We start from the raw sequence: 20,706 nt of genomic DNA on the forward strand, positions 1-20,706 counted from the left end.
GGTCAGGGACAGTCCGAAGGACCGAGGGCGCCGAGGAAGGAAGAAAAGACATGTTCAATATCCACAAGACCGAACTGATGTGGGGCGGCCGCAAGCTCACCATCGAGACCGGCAAGATCGCCCGTCAGGCCGATGGCGCCGTGATGGTCACCTATGGCGACACCATCGTGCTTTGCACGGCGGTGGCCGCGAAGACCCCCAAGCCGGGCGTCGACTTTTTCCCGCTGACCGTGAACTACCAGGAAAAGACTTTTGCCGCCGGCAAGATTCCGGGCGGCTTCTTCAAGCGTGAAGGCCGTCCGACCGAGAAGGAGACGCTGACCTCGCGTCTGATCGATCGCCCGATCCGTCCGCTGTTCGCCGATGGCTTCCGCAACGAGACCCAGGTCGTCGCCACCGTGCTGTCGCACGATCTGGAGAACGATCCCGATATCGTCGCGCTGGTTGGCGCCTCTGCCGCGCTCACCATCTCGGGCATCCCCTTCATGGGTCCGATCGGCGCCGCCCGCGTCGCCTATATCAATGGCGAATACGTGCTGAACCCGACCAAGACCCAGCTCAACGAAGAGGGCAACAAGCTCGACCTCGTCGTCGCCGGCACCGCCGACGCCGTGCTGATGGTTGAGTCGGAAGCCCAGCAGCTGCCGGAAGACGTGATGCTCGGCGCAGTGATGTTCGGTCACAAGGGCTTCCAGCCGGTGATCGAAGCCATCATCGGCCTGGCCGAGCGCGCCGCCAAGGATGCGATGCCGCTGCAGGCCCGCACCGGTTACGAGACCGCCTTCAAGAAGCTGCAGGATTCGGGCATCGAGGCCGAACTGCGCAAGGCTTATGAAGAGAAGGTCAAGCAGGCCCGCTACGCCAAGGTCGGCGAAGTGAAGGCGAAGGCCAAGGCGCTGTTCGCCGAGGGCGAAGCCAACCCGGTCGACGTTTCCGATGCCTTCAAGCATCTGGAAGCCCAGGTCGTGCGCTTCAACATCCTCGACACCGGCCTGCGCATCGACGGCCGCGACACCAAGACCGTCCGTCCGATCGTGTCGGAAGTCGGCGTGCTGCCGCGCGCCCATGGCGCCGCGTTGTTCACCCGTGGCGAAACCCAGGCGCTGGTTGTCACCACGCTGGGCACCGGCACCGATGAGCAGATCATCGACGCGCTGGATGGCGAATACCGCGAAGCCTTCATGCTGCACTACAACTTCCCTCCTTACTCGGTCGGTGAAGCCGGTCGCATGGGTTCGCCGGGCCGCCGCGAAATCGGCCATGGTAAGCTGGCCTGGCGTGCGGTTCGTCCGCTGCTGCCGGCGAAGGAAGCCTTCCCCTACACCATCCGCGTCGTCTCGGAGATCACCGAGTCGAACGGTTCCTCCTCGATGGCCACCGTCTGCGGCACCTCGCTGGCGCTGATGGATGCCGGTGTGCCGCTGACCGCTCCGGTCGCCGGCATCGCCATGGGCCTGATTCTGGAAGACAAGCGCTTTGCCGTGCTGTCCGACATCCTGGGCGACGAGGATCACCTCGGCGACATGGATTTCAAGGTGGCCGGTACTGAAGCGGGCGTCACAGCCCTGCAGATGGATATCAAGATCGCCGGTATCACCGAAGAGATCATGAAGGTGGCGCTGGAGCAGGCCAAGCATGGCCGCGTCCATATCCTGGGCGAGATGGCCAAGGCGATGTCGCAGAACCGCAGCGGCGTGAAGGAAAACGCGCCGCGCATCACCACCATCACCGTGCCGAAGGACAAGATCCGTGAAGTGATCGGTTCGGGCGGCAAGGTGATCCGCGAGATCGTGGAAAAGACCGGCACCAAGATCGACATCGAGGACGATGGCACGATCAAGATCGCCTCGTCGGATCCGGCCGCTTCGGATGCCGCGATCCAGTGGATCAAGTCGATTGTCTCGGAGCCCGAGGTCGGCATGATCTACAAGGGCAAGGTTGTGAAGCTGGTCGACTTCGGCGCCTTCATCAACTTCTTCGGCAGCCGCGACGGCCTCGTGCATGTCTCGGAAATGGCGCCCAAGCGCGTCAACAAGCCGAGCGACGTGGTGTCGGAAGGCCAGGAAGTGCGCGTCAAGGTGCTCGGCATCGACGAGCGCGGCAAGGTTCGTCTGTCCATGAAGGTGGTCGATCAGGCCACCGGTGAGGACCTGTCGAACAAGCCGCGCGGCGAAGACGAGGCCGCCCAGGCCGAATAAGCCTTCAGGCAATGGATTACGGAAAAGGCCGGGAGTGATCCCGGCCTTTTTATTTTGCTACGACGGATTTTCCAGCGGCGCGATGATGCGCTTGTAACGACCGTCGCTGCGCAAGGCGCGGTAGGCGGTGCGCAGCCGCGCCACTGTCTCGCCTGGCATGTTGCTGGAGGCCGCGATCCAGAACGGCAGCACGGCGAAGGTCTCGCCATCCTGCAACTCGGCCGGATCGAAATCCAGCATCTTCCAGGTGGCGCGCGCCACCGCGCGCGGTGCAAACCAGCCGTCGATGCGGCCGGCGCGCAGCAGGCGGGCAATATCCATCTCGTTGTTGCTGGGTTCGATATCGGTGATGCCGAAGGATTGCAGCATGCTCTGCAGCTCCGAGCCGCGCATGACATTGATGCGTCCTAGTCGCCGCGCCATCTCCAGGCTGTTCACCACCGGCGAGCCCTTGCGCGTCAGGAACACGGCGCGGTCGCTGAACACTTCGCCGATCCAGATGTATTTCTGTTCGCGCGGGGGCGTGCGCAGGAGCGCCGGATACAGCACGCCACCCTGGTCCAGCGCCATGATGGCGCGCTGGAAGGGCAGGATGCGCACCGTGGGGTCGATGCCGGCAGCGGGAGCGATCTGCTTCAGGATATCGACAGCGGGGCCAATGCCCAGGCCGTCTCGCTCGGCTACATAGGGCGGCCGGGCGGCACCGATGATCTGGATGCCGCTAGATGCAGCCTGGTCGCCGCCACCCGGCTGGGCGGCAGCCGGCCCGGCCGCCAGCAGCAGGCAGGCCAGGATGGCGAATGCCCTCCACACGATTGTTTCCTTCCCCGACGAAACCGGGGCCAGCTTACGGCAAGTCCTATTCTGGTCACGGGTTTTTTTGGCTTTGGGGCGTCATCGCCATTGCGCTGCCTGATTCCTGCCGCTTTTCTGCGTTCATGTTGTAATAGGTGATTCTGCATGGAGCTGACCCCATGAAGACCCAGTCGTCCGCCATCCTGGCCCTGTTCATGAGCGCCGCCTTCTTGGCCGCGCCGGGCTTTGGCGTATCTGGCTTTGCCCTGGCCCAGACCCCGGCCGGCGATCAGACCGGCCAGGCGTCTGACGGCACTGAGGATATGGCCGACGGCGCCACCATCGTGCGCGGCCGTTATACGGCGGGCGAGACCAAGGCCGACTGGGAAGCTGCCGTGCAGAAGGGCAAGCCCGAGCGCATCGCCGAATGGCGCGACTACGGCCAGAACGGCAATGCCAATGTGATCTTCTCCTTCCATAACGGCGATCTGATGCATTATGGCGAGCATGGCCAGCGCCGCGGCGGTCAGGCCGGCTCGATGGACGGCATGCGCAAAGTCGAGCTCAGCCTGTCCTTTGCCAATGGCAAGTATACCGGCGGCAAGAAGACCATCGACGGCATCGAGACCGAACCGACCGAGGCCGAGATCCGTGGCGCCAATATGCAGGCGCTCGCCGCGCTGGAGCGTCTGGCCGGGTCGAAATCCGCCTGGCAGGAAACCCGTGGCTCGGGCTTTTCCATGAATTCGATTCCGCAGCCCGCGCCGGCGACCCCGGAAGCGCGCAAGCTGGCGGGCGAGGGCGGTGAGATCGTCTTCCGCTGCTCCGACACGCTGCATGCCGTGCTGGGCGCGGCGCAGGACCGTCTGGTGGTGGAGACCGCCGGTCGCGATCCGGTGGTCTTACAGCGCCAGCAGCCTGGCGCGCGCTTCGATTATTTCGGCGCCGGCTGGGGCGCGGAACGCAGCGGCGAGGAATTGCGCCTGCAGGATGCCAGCGGCCGCGGCCAGCTCTGCCGCATCGTCTCGGCCGGGGCGCCGCCGTCTTCGGTGCCGCCGCAGGAACAGCAGCAGCGTCAGCAACCCGGTCAGCCCGGCGCGCTGGAGCCGCTGCCGAGCATGACGATTCCCGCCGGCCGGAATTAGCCGGTGCGCAATTAATCTTTCTTCGCGGCGACGCTGAACACGGCGCTGGCCTTGCAGGCCACCGTCTCGCCAATGCGCAATTCCATGGTCACCGTGATGTAGCGGCCCTCGCGCGTGATGTCGGTGAGGTGGCCCTCCAGCCAGGCGCCCATCGGTGCCGGCCGCTTGTATTCCATGCTCATCCGCGCCGTCCACATCACCACCGCGGGATCGCGGTGATGCACGAAGGCGGCCATGAAGGTATCAGCGAGTGTGGCGAGGAAGCCGCCATGGCCGGTGCCATGCCGGTTGGCATGCTTGGGCCGCACATGCAGGCCGTAGACCGGATCACCGTCGTTCCCGGGATCGCGGACATAGATCTTGCCGAGGCTGCGGAAGAAGGGCGAGACCGGTGGCAGCACGGCAAAGCCGGGTGGCACCGGAGAGGGCTTGGAACGACGGGTCATGAAACCGTGATGGCCCATGCAGCCGCCGAAGGCAAGCCATGCAGCCAAGGCAATGATGCTGGGCAAAACTGCAGGCAAAAAGAAGAGGGCGATCTAGGGGGAGATCGCCCTCTAGGGGGTATTCATTGGGGGAGGAAATAGGAAAACGAAGCGACTCTGCAAAATCTCTTCGTATCCCTGAACCAGCGCGACTCTGCAAAATCACGCCGCTTCATGATCCCTATATAGCCCGCCCCCGCCTAGCGCGCAGTGACGGCGGTCACGAATCCTCGGCAACCGCCGGTTTCAAGCAGAACCCCATGAAAACTAACGCTTGCGCAAGCGCAACAGCAGCGGTGTCACCAGCAACAAAGCTGCAATAATCAGCAGGGTCAGGCTGAGCGGACGGGTAACGAAGGTGGACAGGTCGCCGGCCGAGATGGTCATCGCGCGGCGGAATTCCTGTTCAGCAAACGGCCCGAGGATCATGCCGATCACGGTCGGCGCGGTGGGGAAATCGAAGCGCCGCATCAGGTAGCCGACGCCGCCGATCAGATACAGCAGCACCAGGTCGATGGGCGACTGGCTGATGCCATAGGTGCCGATGGTGGCAAACACCAGGATGCCGCCATAGAGCCAGGGCGAGGGGATGGTGAGGATCTTCGCCCACATGCCGGCCAGCGGCAGGTTCAGCACCAGCAGCATCACGTTGCCGACATAGAGCGAGGCGATCAGGCCCCAGACCAGCTCGGGCTGGTTCTGCAGCAGCAGCGGGCCGGGGTTGATGCCGTAGGACTGGAAAGCCGAGAGCATGATCGCGGCGGTGGCCGAGGTCGGCAGGCCGAGCGCCAGCATCGGCACCAGCACGCCGGCGGCGGATGCGTTGTTGGCCGCTTCCGGCCCGGCCACGCCCTCGATGGCGCCATGGCCGAATTCTTCCGGATGCTTGGAGAGTTTTTTCTCCAGGAAGTAGCTGACGAAGGTCGGCACTTCCGCGCCGCCGGCCGGCAGCGCGCCGAAGGGGAAGCCGAGGAAGCTGCCGCGCAGCCACGGCTTCCACGAGCGCTGCCAGTCTTCCTTGGTCATGAAGGCGCGGCCTTTCAGCGGTACCAGCGTCACTTCATCCTTGGGGCGCCCGGCGAGATACAGCGTCTCGCCGACCGCGAAGAGTCCCACGGCGACGACGATCACATTGATGCCGTCCAGCAGTTCAGGCAGACCGAAGGTGAAGCGCGGCTGGCCGGTCTGCAGGTCGATGCCGACCAGGCCCAGCATGATGCCAAAGGCCAGCGCGGTCAGCCCGCGCACGACGCTGGTGCCGAGCACGGCGGAGACGGCGATGAAGGCCACCACCATCAGCGAGAAGTAATCGGCCGGGCCGAAGCGTAGCGCGAATTCCACCAGCGGCGGGGCGACAAAGGTCAGCCCCAGCGTGCCGATGGTGCCGGCAACGAAGCTGCCGATGGCGGCGGTGGCGAGCGCTGCGGCGGCACGGCCTTTGCGGGCCATCTTGTGGCCTTCAAGCGCCGTGATGATGGTGGCGCTTTCGCCCGGCGTGTTCAACAGGATCGAGGTGGTGCTGCCGCCATACATCGCGCCGTAGTAGATGCCGGCGAACAGGATGAAGGCAGCCGTGGCCGGCACCGAGAAGGTGATCGGCAGCAGCAGCGCGATGGTCAGCGCCGGGCCGAGGCCCGGCAGCACGCCGATGGCGGTGCCGAGGGTGACGCCGACCAGCGCCCACATCAGGTTGATTGGCTGCAGGGCGACGGCGAAACCGCCGGCCAGAAGCGACAGCGTGTCCATTAGATCCAGCCTTCCAGAAGTCCGGCGCCGATATTGATGTTGAGCAGCTGCGCGAAGCCGAAATAGGCGATCGCCGCGAAGAGGAAACCGATCAGGGCATCGCGGCCCGGCCGTGTGCTGCCGAAGGCCCGCGCGGTGCAGGCAAACAGCAGCATCGAGGCCGGGATGAAACCGAGCGGGCCGATCAGGCCGATATTGAGCACCAGGCCCAGCACCAGCCAGCCCATGGCCTTGAGGTCGAGCGTGACCTCGGTCTCTTCCGGCGGGCTGAACCAGGCGCCGGTCCAGACCTGCGCCAGCAGCGCGAGGCCCAGACCGAGCAGCAGCGTGCTGGCCAGATAGGCCATCGCGGTGGGGCCGACCTGGGCATACATCGGCGAGACGGGAATCTGGCTTGTCTCATAGAAGGAGAGACACCCCAGCGCGACGACGCCGAGCGCGACGGCCGTTTCCGGCTTCTTCAGGCGATCCATTTATGCGAGACCGAGTTCTTTCAGGATCGCTTCGATGCGGGCCGATTCCGCTTCCAGGAATTTGCCGTAGGCATCGCCGGGCAGGAAGATGTCGGTCCATTCCCGTGTCTTGAGCTGCTCCTGCCAGGGCGCGCTCTTGCTCATCTGGGTGACCAGATCGATCATCGTCGCCTTGTCGGCATCCTTGACACCCGGGGGCGCGAAGACGCCGCGCCAGTTGAACAGCTCCACATCCAGGCCCTGTTCCTTGATGGTCGGCACGTCGATGCCGGCCTGGCGCTTGTCGGCTGAGATGGCGAGCGCGCGCAGCTTGCCGGCTTTCACCTGCTCGCTGAACTCACCCCAGCCCGACACGCCGCAGGTCACCTGGTTGCCCAGCAGCGCGGCCTGGGCCGGGCCGCCGCCGGCATAGGCGACATAGGACACCTTCTTGGCATCGCCGCCGGCCGCCTTGGCGATCATGCCGGCGAGGATATGGTCGGAGCCGCCGGCCGAACCGCCGGCCCAGGACACCTTGGTCGGATCGGCCTTGAAGGCGTCGATCAGGTCTTTCAGATTCTTGTGCGGCGAATTCGGCGGCACCACGATCACCTCGAACTCGCCGGTCAGGCGCGCGATCGGCACGGTCTGCGTCATCTTGATCGGCGACTTGTTGGTCAGCAGCGCGCCCACCATCACCATGCCGGCGACCATCAATGCGTTGCCCTGGCCTTTCCACTGGTTGACGAACTGCGGCAGGCCGACAGCGCCGCCGGCACCGCCCACATTGGTCACCTGCGCGCCCTTGATCAGGTTGGCCTGCTTCAGCGCCAGTTCCATGCTGCGGGCGGTCTGGTCCCAGCCACCGCCGGGATTGGCGGGCACGAAGAATTTCAGGGTGTCGACGGCGGCCTGCGCATCGCCGAAGCCCAGGGTGGGCAGCAGCGCGGCAGCGGTGCCGGCATAGACGGAGGACTGCAGGAAGCTGCGGCGGTTCATCATGACGTTTCTCTCCCGGATACGGTTCTGTGATTGGTGACGGGTTACGCGGCCGAAAACAAGAAAATATCTCGTAAATTACTGGCGTTACAGGCTTCGGGGGGCATGGCCGCTGTAACGGTAGGGCAACTGCCGCGGCAGGGGCCCTTTGTTACGCTCGCCACGGCCCGATTGTTCCCAGGCATGGGCCAGGATACCGACGCTGCGCGACAGGCAGAACAGGCCGCGCGCCAGTGCCGGCGGGAAGCCCAGCTCGGTATAGATCACGGCGGTCGCGCCATCGATATTCATCGGGATGGCCTTGCCCTTGGCGGCCTGCAGCGCAGCCTCCACCGCGCGGGCGATGCCGGCAAAGCGCCCCGAGATCGCGCCACGTGCCGCCGTTTCATCCACCAGGGCTAAAAGCCGGCCGGCGCGCGGATCGACGGGATGGAAGCGATGGCCGAAACCGGGGATGAACTTGCCATGCTCCGCCGTGAAGGCATCCAGCCCGGCCTTTGCCGCCTCGCCCAGTGGCTGGCCGCCAGCCACGCGGCGGTCGATATCCAGATACAGCGCGCTGGCCTGCTCGCCGGCGCCGCCATGCACGTCATCAAGCGCATTCACGGCGGATGCCATCGCGCCATTCAGCGGCAGGCCGCAGGTCACAGCCATGCGCGCAATCGCAATCGAGGGCGCTTGCGGGCCGTGATCGACCGCGGAGACCAGCGCGGCCTCCAGTAATTTTGCCTCGCCCTCCCCAGGCAGTTCGCCGCGCAGCATCAGCCAGATCATGGCGGGGAAACTGACATTGCCGATCAGGTCTTCAATCGCGAAGCCTCGCATGCGGATCGAGCCGGGATGGATGTCGACAATCGCCGTGTTCCAGTAGTCGGCCGCCAGTTGCGCGCTCTTTTCTTCAATCATGCTCATATCGCGCCCCTCATATAGCACCTTGGGCTTTCAGGGTTTCGATCCGCGCCGCGTCATAGCCCAGCACCTTCAGCCAGCGTTCCGTATCGGCCGACAGCGCCGGGGCGGGTGAAGCAGGCGCCGGAGCCGTATCATCGAGGCGGAAGCCGCCGCGCGTCATATGTTGCGCGCCGTCCGGCGTATCGAAGCGATGCAGGAAATCGCGTTCGGAAATCTGCGCGTGGTTCAGGATGGCCGGCACATCCATCACCTGGCCGGCCGGCACGCCGGCCTTGATCAGCAGGCTCTCCCACTCGGCCGCCGTGCGCGCCGCCAGTGCCAGGCTGATTTCGGCATTCAGCAATGCGCGGTTGGCCTTGCGTGCCTGACGTTCCGCATAATGCGGATCGCGTGCCAGGTCCGCCCGTCCGATAACATCACACAGCGCGGCGAACTGCTTGTCCTCGTTGGCGGCGATGTTGAGCAGGCCTTTCGCCGTGCCGAAGGTGCCAGATGGCGCTGCCGTGAAATTCTCGTTGCCCATCGGCTCCGGTGTCACCCCGGCATTCAGGTAGTTCGAGACCACCCAGCCCATGGTGGCCAATGATGACTCCAGCATCGACAGGTCGATCATGCGGCCTTGTCCGCTCTGCCTGGCGCCGAACAGCGCCGACACGATGCCAAAGGCCGCCGTCAACCCGCCGACGGTGTCGCAGACCGGATAGCCGACGCGCAGCGGCGCGCTGTGCACGTCGCCGGTCACGCTCATGATGCCCGACAAGCCCTGGATGATCTGGTCATAGGCCGGGCGGTCGGCGAACGGCCCGGTCTTGCCGAAGCCGGAGATCGCGCAATAGACCAGCGCCGGATTGATCTCTTTCAGCCTGTCATAGCCCAGCTCCAGGCGATCCATCACGCCGGGGCGGAAATTCTCCACCAGCACGTCGAACTGCGCCACCAGCTTGCGCAGGATGGCTTTGCCTTCGGCATGCTTCAGGTCCAGCGTCATCGATTGCTTGCCACCATTCACGGCGACGAAGCTCGCGCCCATGTCGCGTTTGGCGGCCATTGGGTCGGCACCCAGCCGACGCGCCAGGTCACCGCGCCCTGGCTGCTCGATCTTCACGACTTCCGCGCCCATCAGGGCCAGCTGATAGGTGCAGAAAGGCCCGGCCAGCACATTGGTCAGGTCCAGCACGCGAATGCCGGTCAGGGGAAGCGCGCTCATGATGCCATCGCCTCCACCGCGATTTTCTCTGCCTGGGCGCGCAGTGCATCCGCGTCGCCGCCCAGCGCCCAGGTGGCCTTCGCGGCGGCCTGCAGCAAAGGGGCACGGGCGCTGGTGACGAAGGCTTCGGTCACGCGCGAGCGCGGCCCGGCCACGGTCAGCGCGCCGATCAGATGATGGTCGGGGCCGAAGACCGGCGCGGCGATGCCGGCGATGTCTGGGTCGCGCTCGCCAAACGACGCGTGATGCAGGTGTTGGCGGATGGTGGGATATGGCTCGTCGCGGCTGTCATGCAGGAAGGCGGCGATGACGCGGCCGGCCGATCCGGCATCCAGTGGCAGGCGATCGCCCTCGCGCACGTGATAGCGCACGGCGTGGGTCGACTGGATGCGATAGAGGCAGATGCGCGCATCATTCTCGGGCACATAGAAGGCGACGCTCTCGCCGGTCTCGGCCACCAGCGCGCGCATCGCCGGCAACAGCGCATCGCCCATGGCAAACGTCTGCTGGCACAGCGCGCCCAGCCGCAGCAGCTCGCTGCCCAGCCGATAGCGGCCGTCATCCAGCCGCAGCAGCAGCCGGCGTGCGATCAGCGACTGGGCCAGGCGCAGGATGGTGCTTTTGTACAGGCCGGTGCGCAGCGCCAGCTCGGCCAGCGTCAGGCTGCGGTCCTCGGCGGTGAAGGCGGCCAGGATGGACAGCGCGCGATCGACAGCGGCGACGCCGCTGGATTCGACGGGGTCTGTCGTCGTGGATGTGGTCGCGGAAGCCTTGGCCATGCGCCGGCGCCGTCCTCGCTTTGGTTCACTCCCATCGTTCTATCTAATAGAACGATATTCTATTTTAATAAAAGCGTGGGCGGCAGGCAAGGAGCTGGCTTGCCTTATGGATCAAGCTACTATATTCTTGTTTTGTTCTTTTTTAAGCAATGCTGGACCAGTGCAAACGAAGCGAAACGAACTCGAACGAAGCGAAACGAACAGAAACGAAGCCGAACGAAGCCCAGCGAACACGAACGAAGCGAAATCAGACGAAATAAAAGAATTCGCCTCAGTCGGGATTTATCGATGAGTATCGAGCCAGGCACTCAAGTCGCGCAGGCTCTTGGAAAACATCAAGCGACCCACCGGCGGCACAATGAAAGCCAAGGGGCGAAATGGCGGCTGGAGGTCGGCATAGACATGCCAGGTCAGGCGGCTGCGCTCGCCGAGTGCTTCGATTTGATAATCTTCTGCAAAAGCCGCTAAGCCGGCTGCGTCGCTCTGGCTCACGAAAAAACTGAAACGATTCGGTTGCCAAGCCAGAAAGCGCTCGCGGATGACGCCGATCTTGGTGGTCACATCGCGTTCGGCATCGACGCCACGTTGTGCGTCCAGATAATGCACGTGACGAATAAAGGAAAACCACTGCGGCCAGGATTCGGGGTCTGCGAGCGTCTCGAACACACGGTTAACTGAAGCCGGCAATACAGCACTCACTTCAATATGGATTGGCAGTGCAGACATTGTGTCGAGTGTTAATGGTCTCAGGTTTCTCACGGATTATCCCTGGTGAGCATGGTGTATTGGGCTGGTCACAGTATTGAAATGCGAAACAGCAAAACCAAGGCTCATGCAGCGCACAGGGGCGTGATCTTTGTGCAGAGCATCACGCCGGCAGGGCAATTTCCACCGTGGTGCCGACGCCGGGTTCGCTGCGCAGTTCCATGCGGCCGCCATGCAGTTCGACCAGGCTGCGGCAGATCGACAGGCCGAGGCCGGCGCCGCTGTTGGCGCGGCTGCGATAGACGTCGGAGCGATACAGCGGCTGCACTACGGCGCGGCTTTCCGCCTCGCTCATGCCGATGCCGGTATCGCTGACGCGGATGCGGATCACGCCGTTGACCTCGGTGGCGCGTAAGGTGACGGTGCCGCCGGGGCGATTGAACTTCACCGCGTTGCCCAGCAGGTTGATCAGGATCTGGGTCAGCGCGCGTTCGTCGGCGTGTAAACGGAGCTGCTGCGGCTCGAAATCCAGTGTCACCTGCGCCTGGCGCGCCTGCGGTTCCACCATGGCCAGCGCGCTCTGCGCGATCTGGTCGAAATCGCAATCCTCGGCGCTGATTTCCAGGCGGCCGCTTTCCAGCCGCGAAAGGTCAAGGATGTCATTGACCAGGCGCAGTAGATGCTCGCCGGAATCGCGCACGTTGACGGCGTAATCCTGCTGGCGCGGCGTCAACGGCCCGGCGTAACCGGCGGCCATCATGTCGGCGAAGCCGATGATGGCATTGAGCGGTGTGCGCAGCTCGTGGCTCATGTTGGCGAGGAAGCTGGTCTTGACGCGGCTCGCCGTCTCGGCCGCCTCGCGCTGCTCGATCAACTGGGCCTCGGTTTCCTTGAGCCGCGTGATGTCGACGCCGCAGGTGATGATGCCGATGACATGGCCGGCCGTGTCGCGCAGCGGCACTTTCAGGGCGAACAGCACCAGGCGCCGGCCGTCCGGCCCGGTCCAGACCTGCTCCATGTGCTCGGGCGCGCCGGTTTCCAGGATGCGGCGGTCGGCCTCTTCCACGATGCCGGCCGCGACATCGCCGACGATCTCGGCCCAGGTGCGGCCGATGAAGTCGCTGCCATACATCGCCATCAACTCGTGCATGCGCCGGTTGATGATGCGGTAGCGCAGCGTGATGTCCTTGTAGGTCATGGTCGCCGGCATCACGTCCAGCACGGTCTCGAAGAATTCACGCGTCTCGCGTTCACCGTCGCGCGCCTGTGCCTCGCGGTGCCGCGCGTTGTCGAATTCCATCAGGATCAGGCCAAGGCCGGTCAGCAGGTTGACGAAGATCGAGGAGGTCAGCGCGCTGTTTAGCTCGGCCACCTGCAGAAGCTTCAGGCCCAACGACAGCGTCAGCATGGCGCGCACCAGCAGCAGGATGCCGGTGAAGGTGTAGAGGATCGAGCGGCGGTGCCGCAGCAGCGTCATGCCCGCATAGGTCAGGAACAGGGCGCCGATCACCGTCGGCGCCAGGTAGTAGAAGGTCTCGCTGAGTGTCTGCAGCAGCAGCACCGCCACCGTCACCACACCGACCAGCAGCAGGGTGTTGCGCAGGCTGTCGGACTTGCCGATCAGCACACGGATGCCGGCTGCCAGCATCACGGTCCATAGCTGATTGCCGGCGACGGCCAGAACGGTGAGCGGCCAGGGCGGATTGGTCCACTCGGTGAAGCCCAGCAGGCCGAGTGCGACGGCCAAGCCAGCATGGCCGATGGCCCAGAACATCAGATGGCGGCCGCCGTCCAGGCGCCGCCAGGTGAAATAGCAGATCAGGGTGACGACCAGCGGCGCGGCGATGGCTATGGCGGCGATGATCGGGAAGGTCATGGTCGTCGGCTGGTCCTGTTTCTTCACTCTTATGGTCAGATGATTGTTATTTGATTAACCGGCGATGGCACTTCCGTGAGGCAAAGCCTTGAAAGGGTGGGGGCTTCTCTCCACGATGCCCGCCATGACAATGCAATGGTCCCGCCTGCTGTCGGCCCAGCGGCTCGGTCACGAAACCGCCGAACCGGTGACGCCAGCCCGCAATCCCTTCCAGAAGGACTGGGACCGCGTGGTCTTCTGTTCAGCCTTCCGCCGGCTGCAGGATAAAACGCAGGTTCACTCGCTCCCGGAGAGCGACTATGTGCGCAACCGGCTGACCCATTCGATGGAGGTCTCCTCCGTCGGCCGCTCGCTCGGTGCCCAGGTGGGGCAGACCGTGCTGGCGCGCCATGGCGATCTGGGCGGCATCGGCGCGGCCGAGTTCGGCCATATCGTCGCGGCCGCCTGCCTCGGTCACGATATTGGCAACCCGCCATTTGGCCATTTCGGCGAGGCGACGATCCAGCACTGGTTCCGCTCCGGCCCCGGCGCGCCGCTGATGCAGGGTCTGTCCGAGGCCGAGCGCCGTGACTTCCTGCATTTCGAGGGCAACGCGCAGGGCTTCCGCGTGATGACCCGGCTGCAGAACTGGCGCGATGCCGGCGGCCTGCGGCTGACCTGCGCGACGCTTGCCACCTTCATGAAATACCCCTTCGGCAGCCCGGCCGCCGATCCGGCCAAGGGCAAGTTCGGCCATTTCGCCGCCGAGACCGAGCAGTTCGAGGAAGTGGCGCGCAATGCCGGGCTGCTCTCTTTGGGCCAGGACCGCTTCGCCCGTCATCCACTGACCTATCTGGTCGAGGCGGCCGACGACATTTGCTACTCGGTGGTGGATATCGAGGACGGCTTCAAGCTCGGCCGCATCACCTTTGCGCAGGCGGAAGAGCGGCTGAAGAAGCTGCTGCAAAAGATGCCGCCGCGCTATGTCGAGATCGAGGATGAGACCTGGAAGATCGCCTATCTGCGCGCCAAGGTGATTGGTGACCTGATCGATCTGGCGGTGAAGGTCTTCCTCGATCACGAGACCGAGATACTGGCCGGCCGCTTCGAGGGCGACTTGCTCAGCCGCACTGTCGTCGCGCCGGCGCTGAACGAGATCGCCGGCTTTACCCGCAGCCGCATCTTCGAGACGCGCGAGCGCTTCCAGACCGAAGTCATGGGCGGCGAGGTGCTGACCAGCCTGCTGGATGCCTTCTGCGGCGCCCATCATGCGCTGGAACTGGCTGGCGGCACGCTGACGGCGCTGGCGCCGAGACAGCGCGCGCTGTTGCGCCTGATGCCGCAGAAACCCAAGACCGGGGCCGGGCGTTATGACTGGCTGCTGACCGTGACCGACTTCATCAGCGGCATGACTGATTCTTACGCGCTGCGGCAGTTCCAGCGTCTGCGCGGCTTGCAATAAAAACACGTCCTCGGAGGATTCATGGCGGCGCAGATCGACTATTATGTCTTCATCACATCGCCCTGGGCCTATCTGGGGTCGAAGCGGTTCGAGGCAATCGCTGCGAAGCATCAGGCCAAGGTCAATATCATCCCGATGGGAGCGCTGGCGGTGTTCGATGCCAGCGGCGGGCTGCCGCTGGCCAAGCGCGCCAAGCAGCGCCAGACCTATCGCCTGTTCGAACTGAAGCGCTGGAGCGAGCATCTCGGCATCAAGCTGATCCCGCAGCCTTCGGTGTTCCCGCTGAATGAGGCGCTGGCAGCGAAGCTGGTGGTTGCCGCGCGTGATGCCGGTGACGATGCCATTACGCTGGCGCATGCAATGATGCGCGCTGTCTGGGCCGAGGACCGCAACCTCGCCGATCCTGAAATCCTGGAAGAGATCATCACCGAAGCCGGCCTCGATCCGGCCAAGCTGTTCAAGGCCGCCGAAACCGAGTCCGTGCAGAAAGAATATGATCGCGGCACCCAGCAGGCCATCGATGCCGGTGTGTTCGGTGCGCCGTTCTTTGTGCTGAACGGCGAACCCTTCTGGGGCCAGGATCGTCTGGAGTTTGTCGACCGCGCGCTCGCCAAGGCCGGCTAGAACATGCGCGCGTTGCTGGTTCTTGTGCTCGCGGCCGTCCTTGCATGCGGCGCCGCTGCCGCGCAGGAAACCGCAGCGCAAGTCGCGGTCGCCGAGCCGGCGAAGCCGTTAAGTGCCGAAAGCAAATGCCTGGCATTGGCGGTCTACTGGGAAGGCAAGACCGAAACGCGCGAGGGCCAGCTCGCGGTAGCGCATACCGTGCTGAATCGCACGAAGAATCCGAAATTCCCCAACACGATCTGCGGCGTGGTTTCGCAAAAGGCGGAAAGGGGGAAGAAGGGGTGCCAGTTCTCCTGGTGGTGCGACGGCAAACGCGACGAGCCCACGGAAGATGAGAATTGGAAAGAAGCGGTCGAGAGCACCCGCATGGCCATGCAGGCTGGCGCGAAGGATCCGACCAATGGCGCGCTGTATTTTCACAGCGCCAAGATCAAGCCGCCGGTCTGGGCCAAGAAGCGCAAGACTCTGGGCCGCATCGGCGATCACATATTCTACCGCTGAAGGAGCGAAACATGGCGAAGAGTGATGAAACCAAGGCGCTGTTTGAAGCCGGCCTGAAGGTGCGCCGCGAGGTGCTGGGCGCCGAGTATGTCGACAGCTCGATCGCGAAGGCCAACGATTTCATGATGGCCTTTCAAAACATCACCACCGAATGGTGCTGGGGCTATGGCTGGGACCGTCCGGGTCTGGATCGCAAGACCCGCAGCATGCTGAACCTCGCCATGCTCACCGCGCTCAACCGCGCGCCCGAGATCAAGCTGCATGTAAAAGGCGCGCTGAACAACGGCGTCACCGTCGACGAGATCAAGGAAGTGCTGCTGCACGCCACCATCTACTGCGGCATTCCGGCCGGACTGGATGCCTTCAAGGCCGCCAACGAGGTGCTGGAAGCCGCCGGCGCGGTGAAGCCGAAAGCCTGACCCGTCACCGGGAGGGCCCGACATTCGGCCAAGCCGTCGCCGCCCTCCCATTTTATCATATTGATTTTAATACATTTCTCCGCAATCCTTTTTTGCATTGTTGCGAATGCTTCCTAGTTGCTAATCTGATTGTGACAGGTTAAGAGAGACACGACTTAGCCAGCCACCCACCCGCGGCACGCTCGCGGCAGGCAGCCAGCCACAACATGAAACAGGGCCGAAGTGCCCATTGTTGGGGGATTGGCGTCGTGAGCGCATCCAATCGAAATCGCTATTTCGCAACGACTTTTCTGGGCCTGACGCTGGCCGGTGGCCTGGGCGTGCCTGCCTTTGCGCAGCAGCAGGTGGCGCAGGGCCTGTCCTATGGCGGCGTTCTGCTTGATCCGGTGACGGTCACGGCCACCAAGACCGAGCACAAGCTCGATGAAGTGCCGGCCAATATCTCGATCATCGACATGGAGACGATCGACAGCCGCAGCCCGTCGAAGATGGACGATCTGTTCCGCGAGCTGCCCGGCGTCGAAATGACCGGCGGTCCGCGCCGTATCGGCCAGGACATCAATATCCGCGGCATGGGTGGCCAGCGCGTGGTCACCACGCTCGATGGCGCGCGCCAGAATTTCAACGCCGGCCACAAAGGCCGCTTCTTCCTCGATCCCGAGCTGCTGAAGCAGGTTGAAGTCGTGCGCGGCAGCAACTCGGCCCTGCATGGTTCGGGCGCCATTGGTGGCGTGGTCTCCATGGAGACCAGGGACGCTTCCGACTTCCTCGAGGCGGGTCAGAATTACGGCTTCCGCACCAAATATGGCCACAGCACGGCGGGGAGCGAAAACTATGTTAGCGCAGGTGCATTTGGCCGTGTGCAGGACAAGGTCGAACTGCTGGGCAACGTCTCCTATCGTGCAAGCGGCGCCCTGAAGCAGGGCGATGACCGCGAGTTGGCCTATTCGGCTGAAGACCTGCGCGACGTGCTGCTGAAGGCGACATTGCGTCCGGCCGAGAACCACAAGCTCGGCCTGACCGTGATCCGCTTCAAGGAAGATGGCGACACGCTGTCGAATCCCGATGCACAGCAGAGCGCCACCGAAGCCTATCCGGTCAGCCGCTACACCTATCTGAACACCTATGCGGCGACCTATTCCTATGCCAATCCGGACATGCCACTGGTCAATCCGACCCTGAAGCTGTACCGCAACGAACTGACCTCGAGCGAACGCCGCCTGCCGCCTGCCGCCGCGCGCTACGACACCACCTATCACAGCACCGACGGCTTCGATGTCTACAACACGTCGCGGTTCGACACCGGAAGCCTTAAGCATGCCGTGACCTTCGGTACGGAATATTACCAGGATAACCAGAAGGCCTACCGCAACAACGCGGCGCGTCCGGGCTATCCGACCGCCTTCGGTGAAGTGTCGGGCTATTACGTCCAGGACGAGATCGAGCTGTTCAAGGGCTTCACCCTGACCCCATCAGGTCGTTACGACCAGTATCAACTCAAGGCCAACACGGCCCGCGATGTTGATGAGAGCAAGTTCTCGCCCAAGCTGGCGGCCAACTGGCAGGCGACGAACTGGGCCAGTCTCTACAGCTCCTATGGCTACGGCTTCCGTGCCCCCAGCCTGCTGGAAATGTATGTTGCCGGTCCGCATCTCGGCCCGACCAATAACTTCATTCCGAACCCGAACCTGCGGCCCGAATCCACCGAAACGGCGGAAGGCGGCTTCCGCTTCAAGTTCGACAATGTCGCGACCGACAAGGACAGTGTGCGGCTGAATGCGACATACTTCTACACCAAGGCCGAAGACTTCATCGAAACCGTCGTCACCGGTACGGCCGCAGGGGGCAGCACCACCAACCTGAATATTCCAGAGGCCGTCATCCAGGGCGCGGAGCTTTCGGCGGCTTACGACAACCGCTTCGCCTTCGGGTCGCTGGGCTATGCGCGCATCCGCGGCAAGAATGATCGCGATGGCAGCTCACTGGACTCGATGCCGGCCGACAAGTTCACCGCCGTCCTCGGCGCCAAGCTGCCGGAATATGGAGTGAGGTTTGGCTGGCGCGGCGAGTTCGTCGCGGCGCAGGACAATGTCAGCGGTCGGGAATTCGTCAGCGGTACGGCCACCTCGGCCACCCCCACCACCAGCGGCTACGCTGTACATAGCGTCTTCGTGTCGTGGTTCCCGATGCCGGAATTCCTGCAGGGCTTCCGCGTCGACGCCGGGGTCGAGAACATCTTCGACAATACCTATCGCCGCCACCTGGCCTCGCTCTACGAGGAAGGCCGCGATTACCGTGTTTCCGTCAGCTACACCAAGGGGTTCTGATCGCCGCCTGTCGGCGGCCTATGCGTCACATAGCAGTCTGAGCCGGCCGGCCGGGAGCCCCATCCCGCGCTGGCCGTGCTTGCGTTTACCGCCGTTTGTATCCGTCAGTTTTCGCCCTACCTTTCCATTCCAGAGATCGGGAGACCGTTCCATGACCAGCCAGACCGCCACTACACTTGCCGAACGCTGGGCCGCTCTGCGTGCGAGTGAAACCAACCTGCGCATCCGCGATGCCGCTCAGCGCCTGGGTGTGAGTGAAGCCGAGCTTCTCGTCACGCGTCTGGGCAACGGCGTTACCCGCCTGACCGGCCCCTGGCCGGAGATCATCCGCGCCGTCGGCGGGGCGGGCGAGGTGATGGCGCTGACCCGAAACAATTCCATCGTGCATGAACGCCACGGTGTGTATGGGGACCTGTCCGTCGAAGGCCATGTCGGTCTCATCGTCGGCGAGGATATCGACCTGCGCATCTTCTTCGGCCCCTGGGCGCATGGCTTTGCCGTTTCGGAAGAGACCAAGGCCGGCCCGCGCAACAGCCTGCAGTTCTTTGATGCCGCCGGTCAGGCGATCCACAAGATCTACGCCACCGAGAAGACGGATGCGGCGGCCTTCGCGGCAATTGCCGGGACATTCCGCGCGCCCGAACAGTCCGCCGAGCTGGCGATCAAGCCGGCCGCGGTGAAACCGGCACCGCGGCCTGATGTCGAGATCGATGCATCCGCGCTGCGCAGTGAATGGGCGGCGTTGAAGGATACGCATGATTTCTTCCCGCTGTTGCGCAAGCACAAGGTGGCGCGTGAACAGGCCTTCCGTCTGGCCGGCCGCGAATTCGCCGAACCGGTGACGAATGACAGTGCGCGGCGCATGATGGAGGCGGCTTCCGCTTCCGACCTGCCGATCATGGTTTTCGTCGGCAATCCCGGCATGATCCAAATTCACACCGGCCCGGTGAAGCGTTTGGTGCCGACCGGCCCCTGGTTCAACGTCCTGGACCCGATGTTCAACCTGCATCTGCGCGAGGATGCCATCGTGTCGAGCTGGCTGGTGCGCAAGCCCAGCGTCGACGGCACCGTCACTTCGCTCGAACTCTTCGACAAGGATGGCGAGCTGATCGTCTCCTTCTTCGGCAAGCGCAAGCCGGGCAATCCGGAGCTGCAGGAATGGCGCAGCCTGGCCGAATCGCTGGTGACGCGGGCGGCGGCGTGATGCTGACCCGGCGTGCCCTGTTGGGAACGATGGCGGCGGCGGCAACGCTGCCGCGCATCGGCTTTGCAGCGCCCGCCGACCAACGATTGGTCGTCGCCGGCGGCGCGCTCACGGAAATCGTGGTGGCGCTGGGGCTGGGCGACCGGCTCGCCGGCGTTGACTCCACCAGCCTGTATCCCTACAGCCTGACCAGCAAGCTGCCGCAGATCGGTTATGTGCGTACGCTTAGCGCCGAAGGCATCCTTTCGCTGTCACCCAGCTTGCTGATCGCATCGGATCATGCCGGCCCGCCGGCGACCATCGCGCAGCTGAAAGCGGCCGGCGTGCCGCTGCTGGTGGTGCCGGAGAGTTATACCGATCCAGCGGTGCCGAAGAAAATCCGCATGGTCGGGGAGGCCGTCGGCCGTGGTGCCGAAGGTAGGGTAGTCGCCGATGCGGTGGAGGTCGACCAGCAGGCCGTGCAGGCGATGGTGACGCCGCTGAAGCGGCCGCGCGTGCTGTTTGTGCTCAGCACCAGCAACGGCAATATCCTGGCCGGCGGCCAGGAAACTTCGGCCGATGTCATGCTGCGGCTGGCCGGCGCGCAGAATGTCGTGACCGATTACAAGAATTTCAAACCGCTGAATGCCGAAGCGGCGCTGGCTGCCGACCCCGATGTCATCCTGCTGCCCGGCCATTCCTTCGAGGCGCTGGGTGGAGCTGCCGGCGTCGCCGCCCTGCCGGCGCTGAAATCCACACGCGCCGTGCGCGATGGCCGCGTGCATGCAATGGACACGCTCTACATGCTGGGCCTGGGGCCGCGTATTGCACATGCCACGCGCGACTTGGCCGAACTGTTGCATCCCGGCGCCGGGCTGCCGGCCCTGCCGGCGCGTCCCTGGATATGAGGGC

General features: G+C 64.1%; 19 protein-coding genes. 9 read left to right on the plus strand and 10 right to left on the minus strand.

Annotated features, from left to right (window positions below):
- The first annotated feature begins 50 nt into the window (after positions 1-50).
- A complete protein-coding gene (pnp, locus tag AC1RRT_RS10445) occupies positions 51-2,198 on the plus strand; it encodes a polyribonucleotide nucleotidyltransferase (RefSeq protein ID WP_493013731.1) in 2,148 nt (715 codons plus the stop codon).
- 57 nt (positions 2,199-2,255) lie between these two features.
- Here pnp and AC1RRT_RS10450 read toward each other — a convergent pair whose 3' ends face one another.
- The gene (locus tag AC1RRT_RS10450) at positions 2,256-3,011 is read right to left on the minus strand and encodes a substrate-binding periplasmic protein (RefSeq protein WP_493013732.1); all 756 of its coding nucleotides are present in this window, start codon (positions 3,009-3,011) and stop codon (positions 2,256-2,258) included.
- A gap of 161 nt (positions 3,012-3,172) precedes the next feature.
- On the opposite strand from AC1RRT_RS10450, the gene AC1RRT_RS10455 reads away from it, so the two are divergent.
- Entirely contained in the window at positions 3,173-4,138 is a 966-nt protein-coding gene (locus AC1RRT_RS10455) for a hypothetical protein (RefSeq protein ID WP_493013733.1), read from the plus strand.
- 11 nt (positions 4,139-4,149) lie between these two features.
- Here AC1RRT_RS10455 and AC1RRT_RS10460 read toward each other — a convergent pair whose 3' ends face one another.
- The 9 genes from AC1RRT_RS10460 to AC1RRT_RS10500 form a co-directional block, all read right to left on the minus strand.
- The gene (locus AC1RRT_RS10460) at positions 4,150-4,632 is read right to left on the minus strand and encodes a PaaI family thioesterase (RefSeq protein WP_493013734.1); all 483 of its coding nucleotides are present in this window, start codon (positions 4,630-4,632) and stop codon (positions 4,150-4,152) included.
- Positions 4,633-4,890: 258 nt separating this feature from the next.
- Positions 4,891-6,369: a tripartite tricarboxylate transporter permease gene (locus tag AC1RRT_RS10465; RefSeq protein WP_493013735.1), complete on the minus strand. Its 1,479-nt coding sequence runs from the start codon at positions 6,367-6,369 to the stop codon at positions 4,891-4,893.
- Positions 6,369-6,842, minus strand: coding sequence for a tripartite tricarboxylate transporter TctB family protein (locus tag AC1RRT_RS10470; protein WP_493013736.1), 474 nt, complete (start codon positions 6,840-6,842; stop codon positions 6,369-6,371). The genes AC1RRT_RS10465 and AC1RRT_RS10470 overlap by 1 nt, the downstream gene beginning before the upstream one ends.
- Complete coding sequence (locus tag AC1RRT_RS10475; RefSeq protein ID WP_493013737.1) at positions 6,843-7,823, minus strand: Bug family tripartite tricarboxylate transporter substrate binding protein; 981 nt, start codon at positions 7,821-7,823, stop codon at positions 6,843-6,845.
- Positions 7,824-7,907: 84 nt separating this feature from the next.
- The gene (locus AC1RRT_RS10480; RefSeq protein WP_493013738.1) at positions 7,908-8,732 is read right to left on the minus strand and encodes a citryl-CoA lyase; all 825 of its coding nucleotides are present in this window, start codon (positions 8,730-8,732) and stop codon (positions 7,908-7,910) included.
- Positions 8,733-8,742: 10 nt separating this feature from the next.
- On the minus strand, positions 8,743-9,939 hold the full coding sequence (locus AC1RRT_RS10485; RefSeq protein ID WP_493013739.1) for a CaiB/BaiF CoA transferase family protein: 1,197 nt from the start codon (positions 9,937-9,939) through the stop codon (positions 8,743-8,745).
- Positions 9,936-10,718: an IclR family transcriptional regulator gene (locus tag AC1RRT_RS10490; protein ID WP_493013740.1), complete on the minus strand. Its 783-nt coding sequence runs from the start codon at positions 10,716-10,718 to the stop codon at positions 9,936-9,938. The genes AC1RRT_RS10485 and AC1RRT_RS10490 overlap by 4 nt, the downstream gene beginning before the upstream one ends.
- A 282-nt stretch (positions 10,719-11,000) precedes the next feature.
- A complete protein-coding gene (locus AC1RRT_RS10495; protein WP_493013741.1) occupies positions 11,001-11,444 on the minus strand; it encodes an SRPBCC family protein in 444 nt (147 codons plus the stop codon).
- A gap of 142 nt (positions 11,445-11,586) precedes the next feature.
- Entirely contained in the window at positions 11,587-13,299 is a 1,713-nt protein-coding gene (locus AC1RRT_RS10500) for a sensor histidine kinase (RefSeq protein WP_493013742.1), read from the minus strand.
- 124 nt (positions 13,300-13,423) lie between these two features.
- On the opposite strand from AC1RRT_RS10500, the gene AC1RRT_RS10505 reads away from it, so the two are divergent.
- From AC1RRT_RS10505 to AC1RRT_RS10535, 7 genes are all read left to right on the plus strand, one after another.
- The gene (locus AC1RRT_RS10505; RefSeq protein ID WP_493013743.1) at positions 13,424-14,740 is read left to right on the plus strand and encodes a deoxyguanosinetriphosphate triphosphohydrolase; all 1,317 of its coding nucleotides are present in this window, start codon (positions 13,424-13,426) and stop codon (positions 14,738-14,740) included.
- Between the two features lie 21 nt (positions 14,741-14,761).
- Complete coding sequence (locus AC1RRT_RS10510) at positions 14,762-15,364, plus strand: 2-hydroxychromene-2-carboxylate isomerase (RefSeq protein WP_493013744.1); 603 nt, start codon at positions 14,762-14,764, stop codon at positions 15,362-15,364.
- 3 nt (positions 15,365-15,367) lie between these two features.
- On the plus strand, positions 15,368-15,865 hold the full coding sequence (locus tag AC1RRT_RS10515) for a cell wall hydrolase (protein WP_493013745.1): 498 nt from the start codon (positions 15,368-15,370) through the stop codon (positions 15,863-15,865).
- An 11-nt stretch (positions 15,866-15,876) separates the two neighbouring features.
- Positions 15,877-16,284, plus strand: coding sequence for a carboxymuconolactone decarboxylase family protein (locus AC1RRT_RS10520; RefSeq protein ID WP_493013746.1), 408 nt, complete (start codon positions 15,877-15,879; stop codon positions 16,282-16,284).
- A gap of 248 nt (positions 16,285-16,532) precedes the next feature.
- Complete coding sequence (locus AC1RRT_RS10525) at positions 16,533-18,611, plus strand: TonB-dependent hemoglobin/transferrin/lactoferrin family receptor (protein ID WP_493013747.1); 2,079 nt, start codon at positions 16,533-16,535, stop codon at positions 18,609-18,611.
- A gap of 151 nt (positions 18,612-18,762) precedes the next feature.
- Positions 18,763-19,815 carry a hemin-degrading factor gene (locus AC1RRT_RS10530; RefSeq protein WP_493013748.1) on the plus strand — a complete coding sequence of 351 codons (1,053 nt, stop codon included), beginning with the start codon at positions 18,763-18,765 and terminating at the stop codon, positions 19,813-19,815.
- Positions 19,770-20,702 (plus strand): heme/hemin ABC transporter substrate-binding protein, encoded by a 933-nt coding sequence (locus AC1RRT_RS10535; protein ID WP_493013749.1) that lies wholly within the window; start codon positions 19,770-19,772, stop codon positions 20,700-20,702. Before AC1RRT_RS10530 ends, AC1RRT_RS10535 begins: the two co-directional genes overlap by 46 nt.
- Positions 20,703-20,706: the final 4 nt, after the last annotated feature.

The organism is Ferrovibrio sp. GW821-FHT12B10 (genome assembly GCF_058807515.1).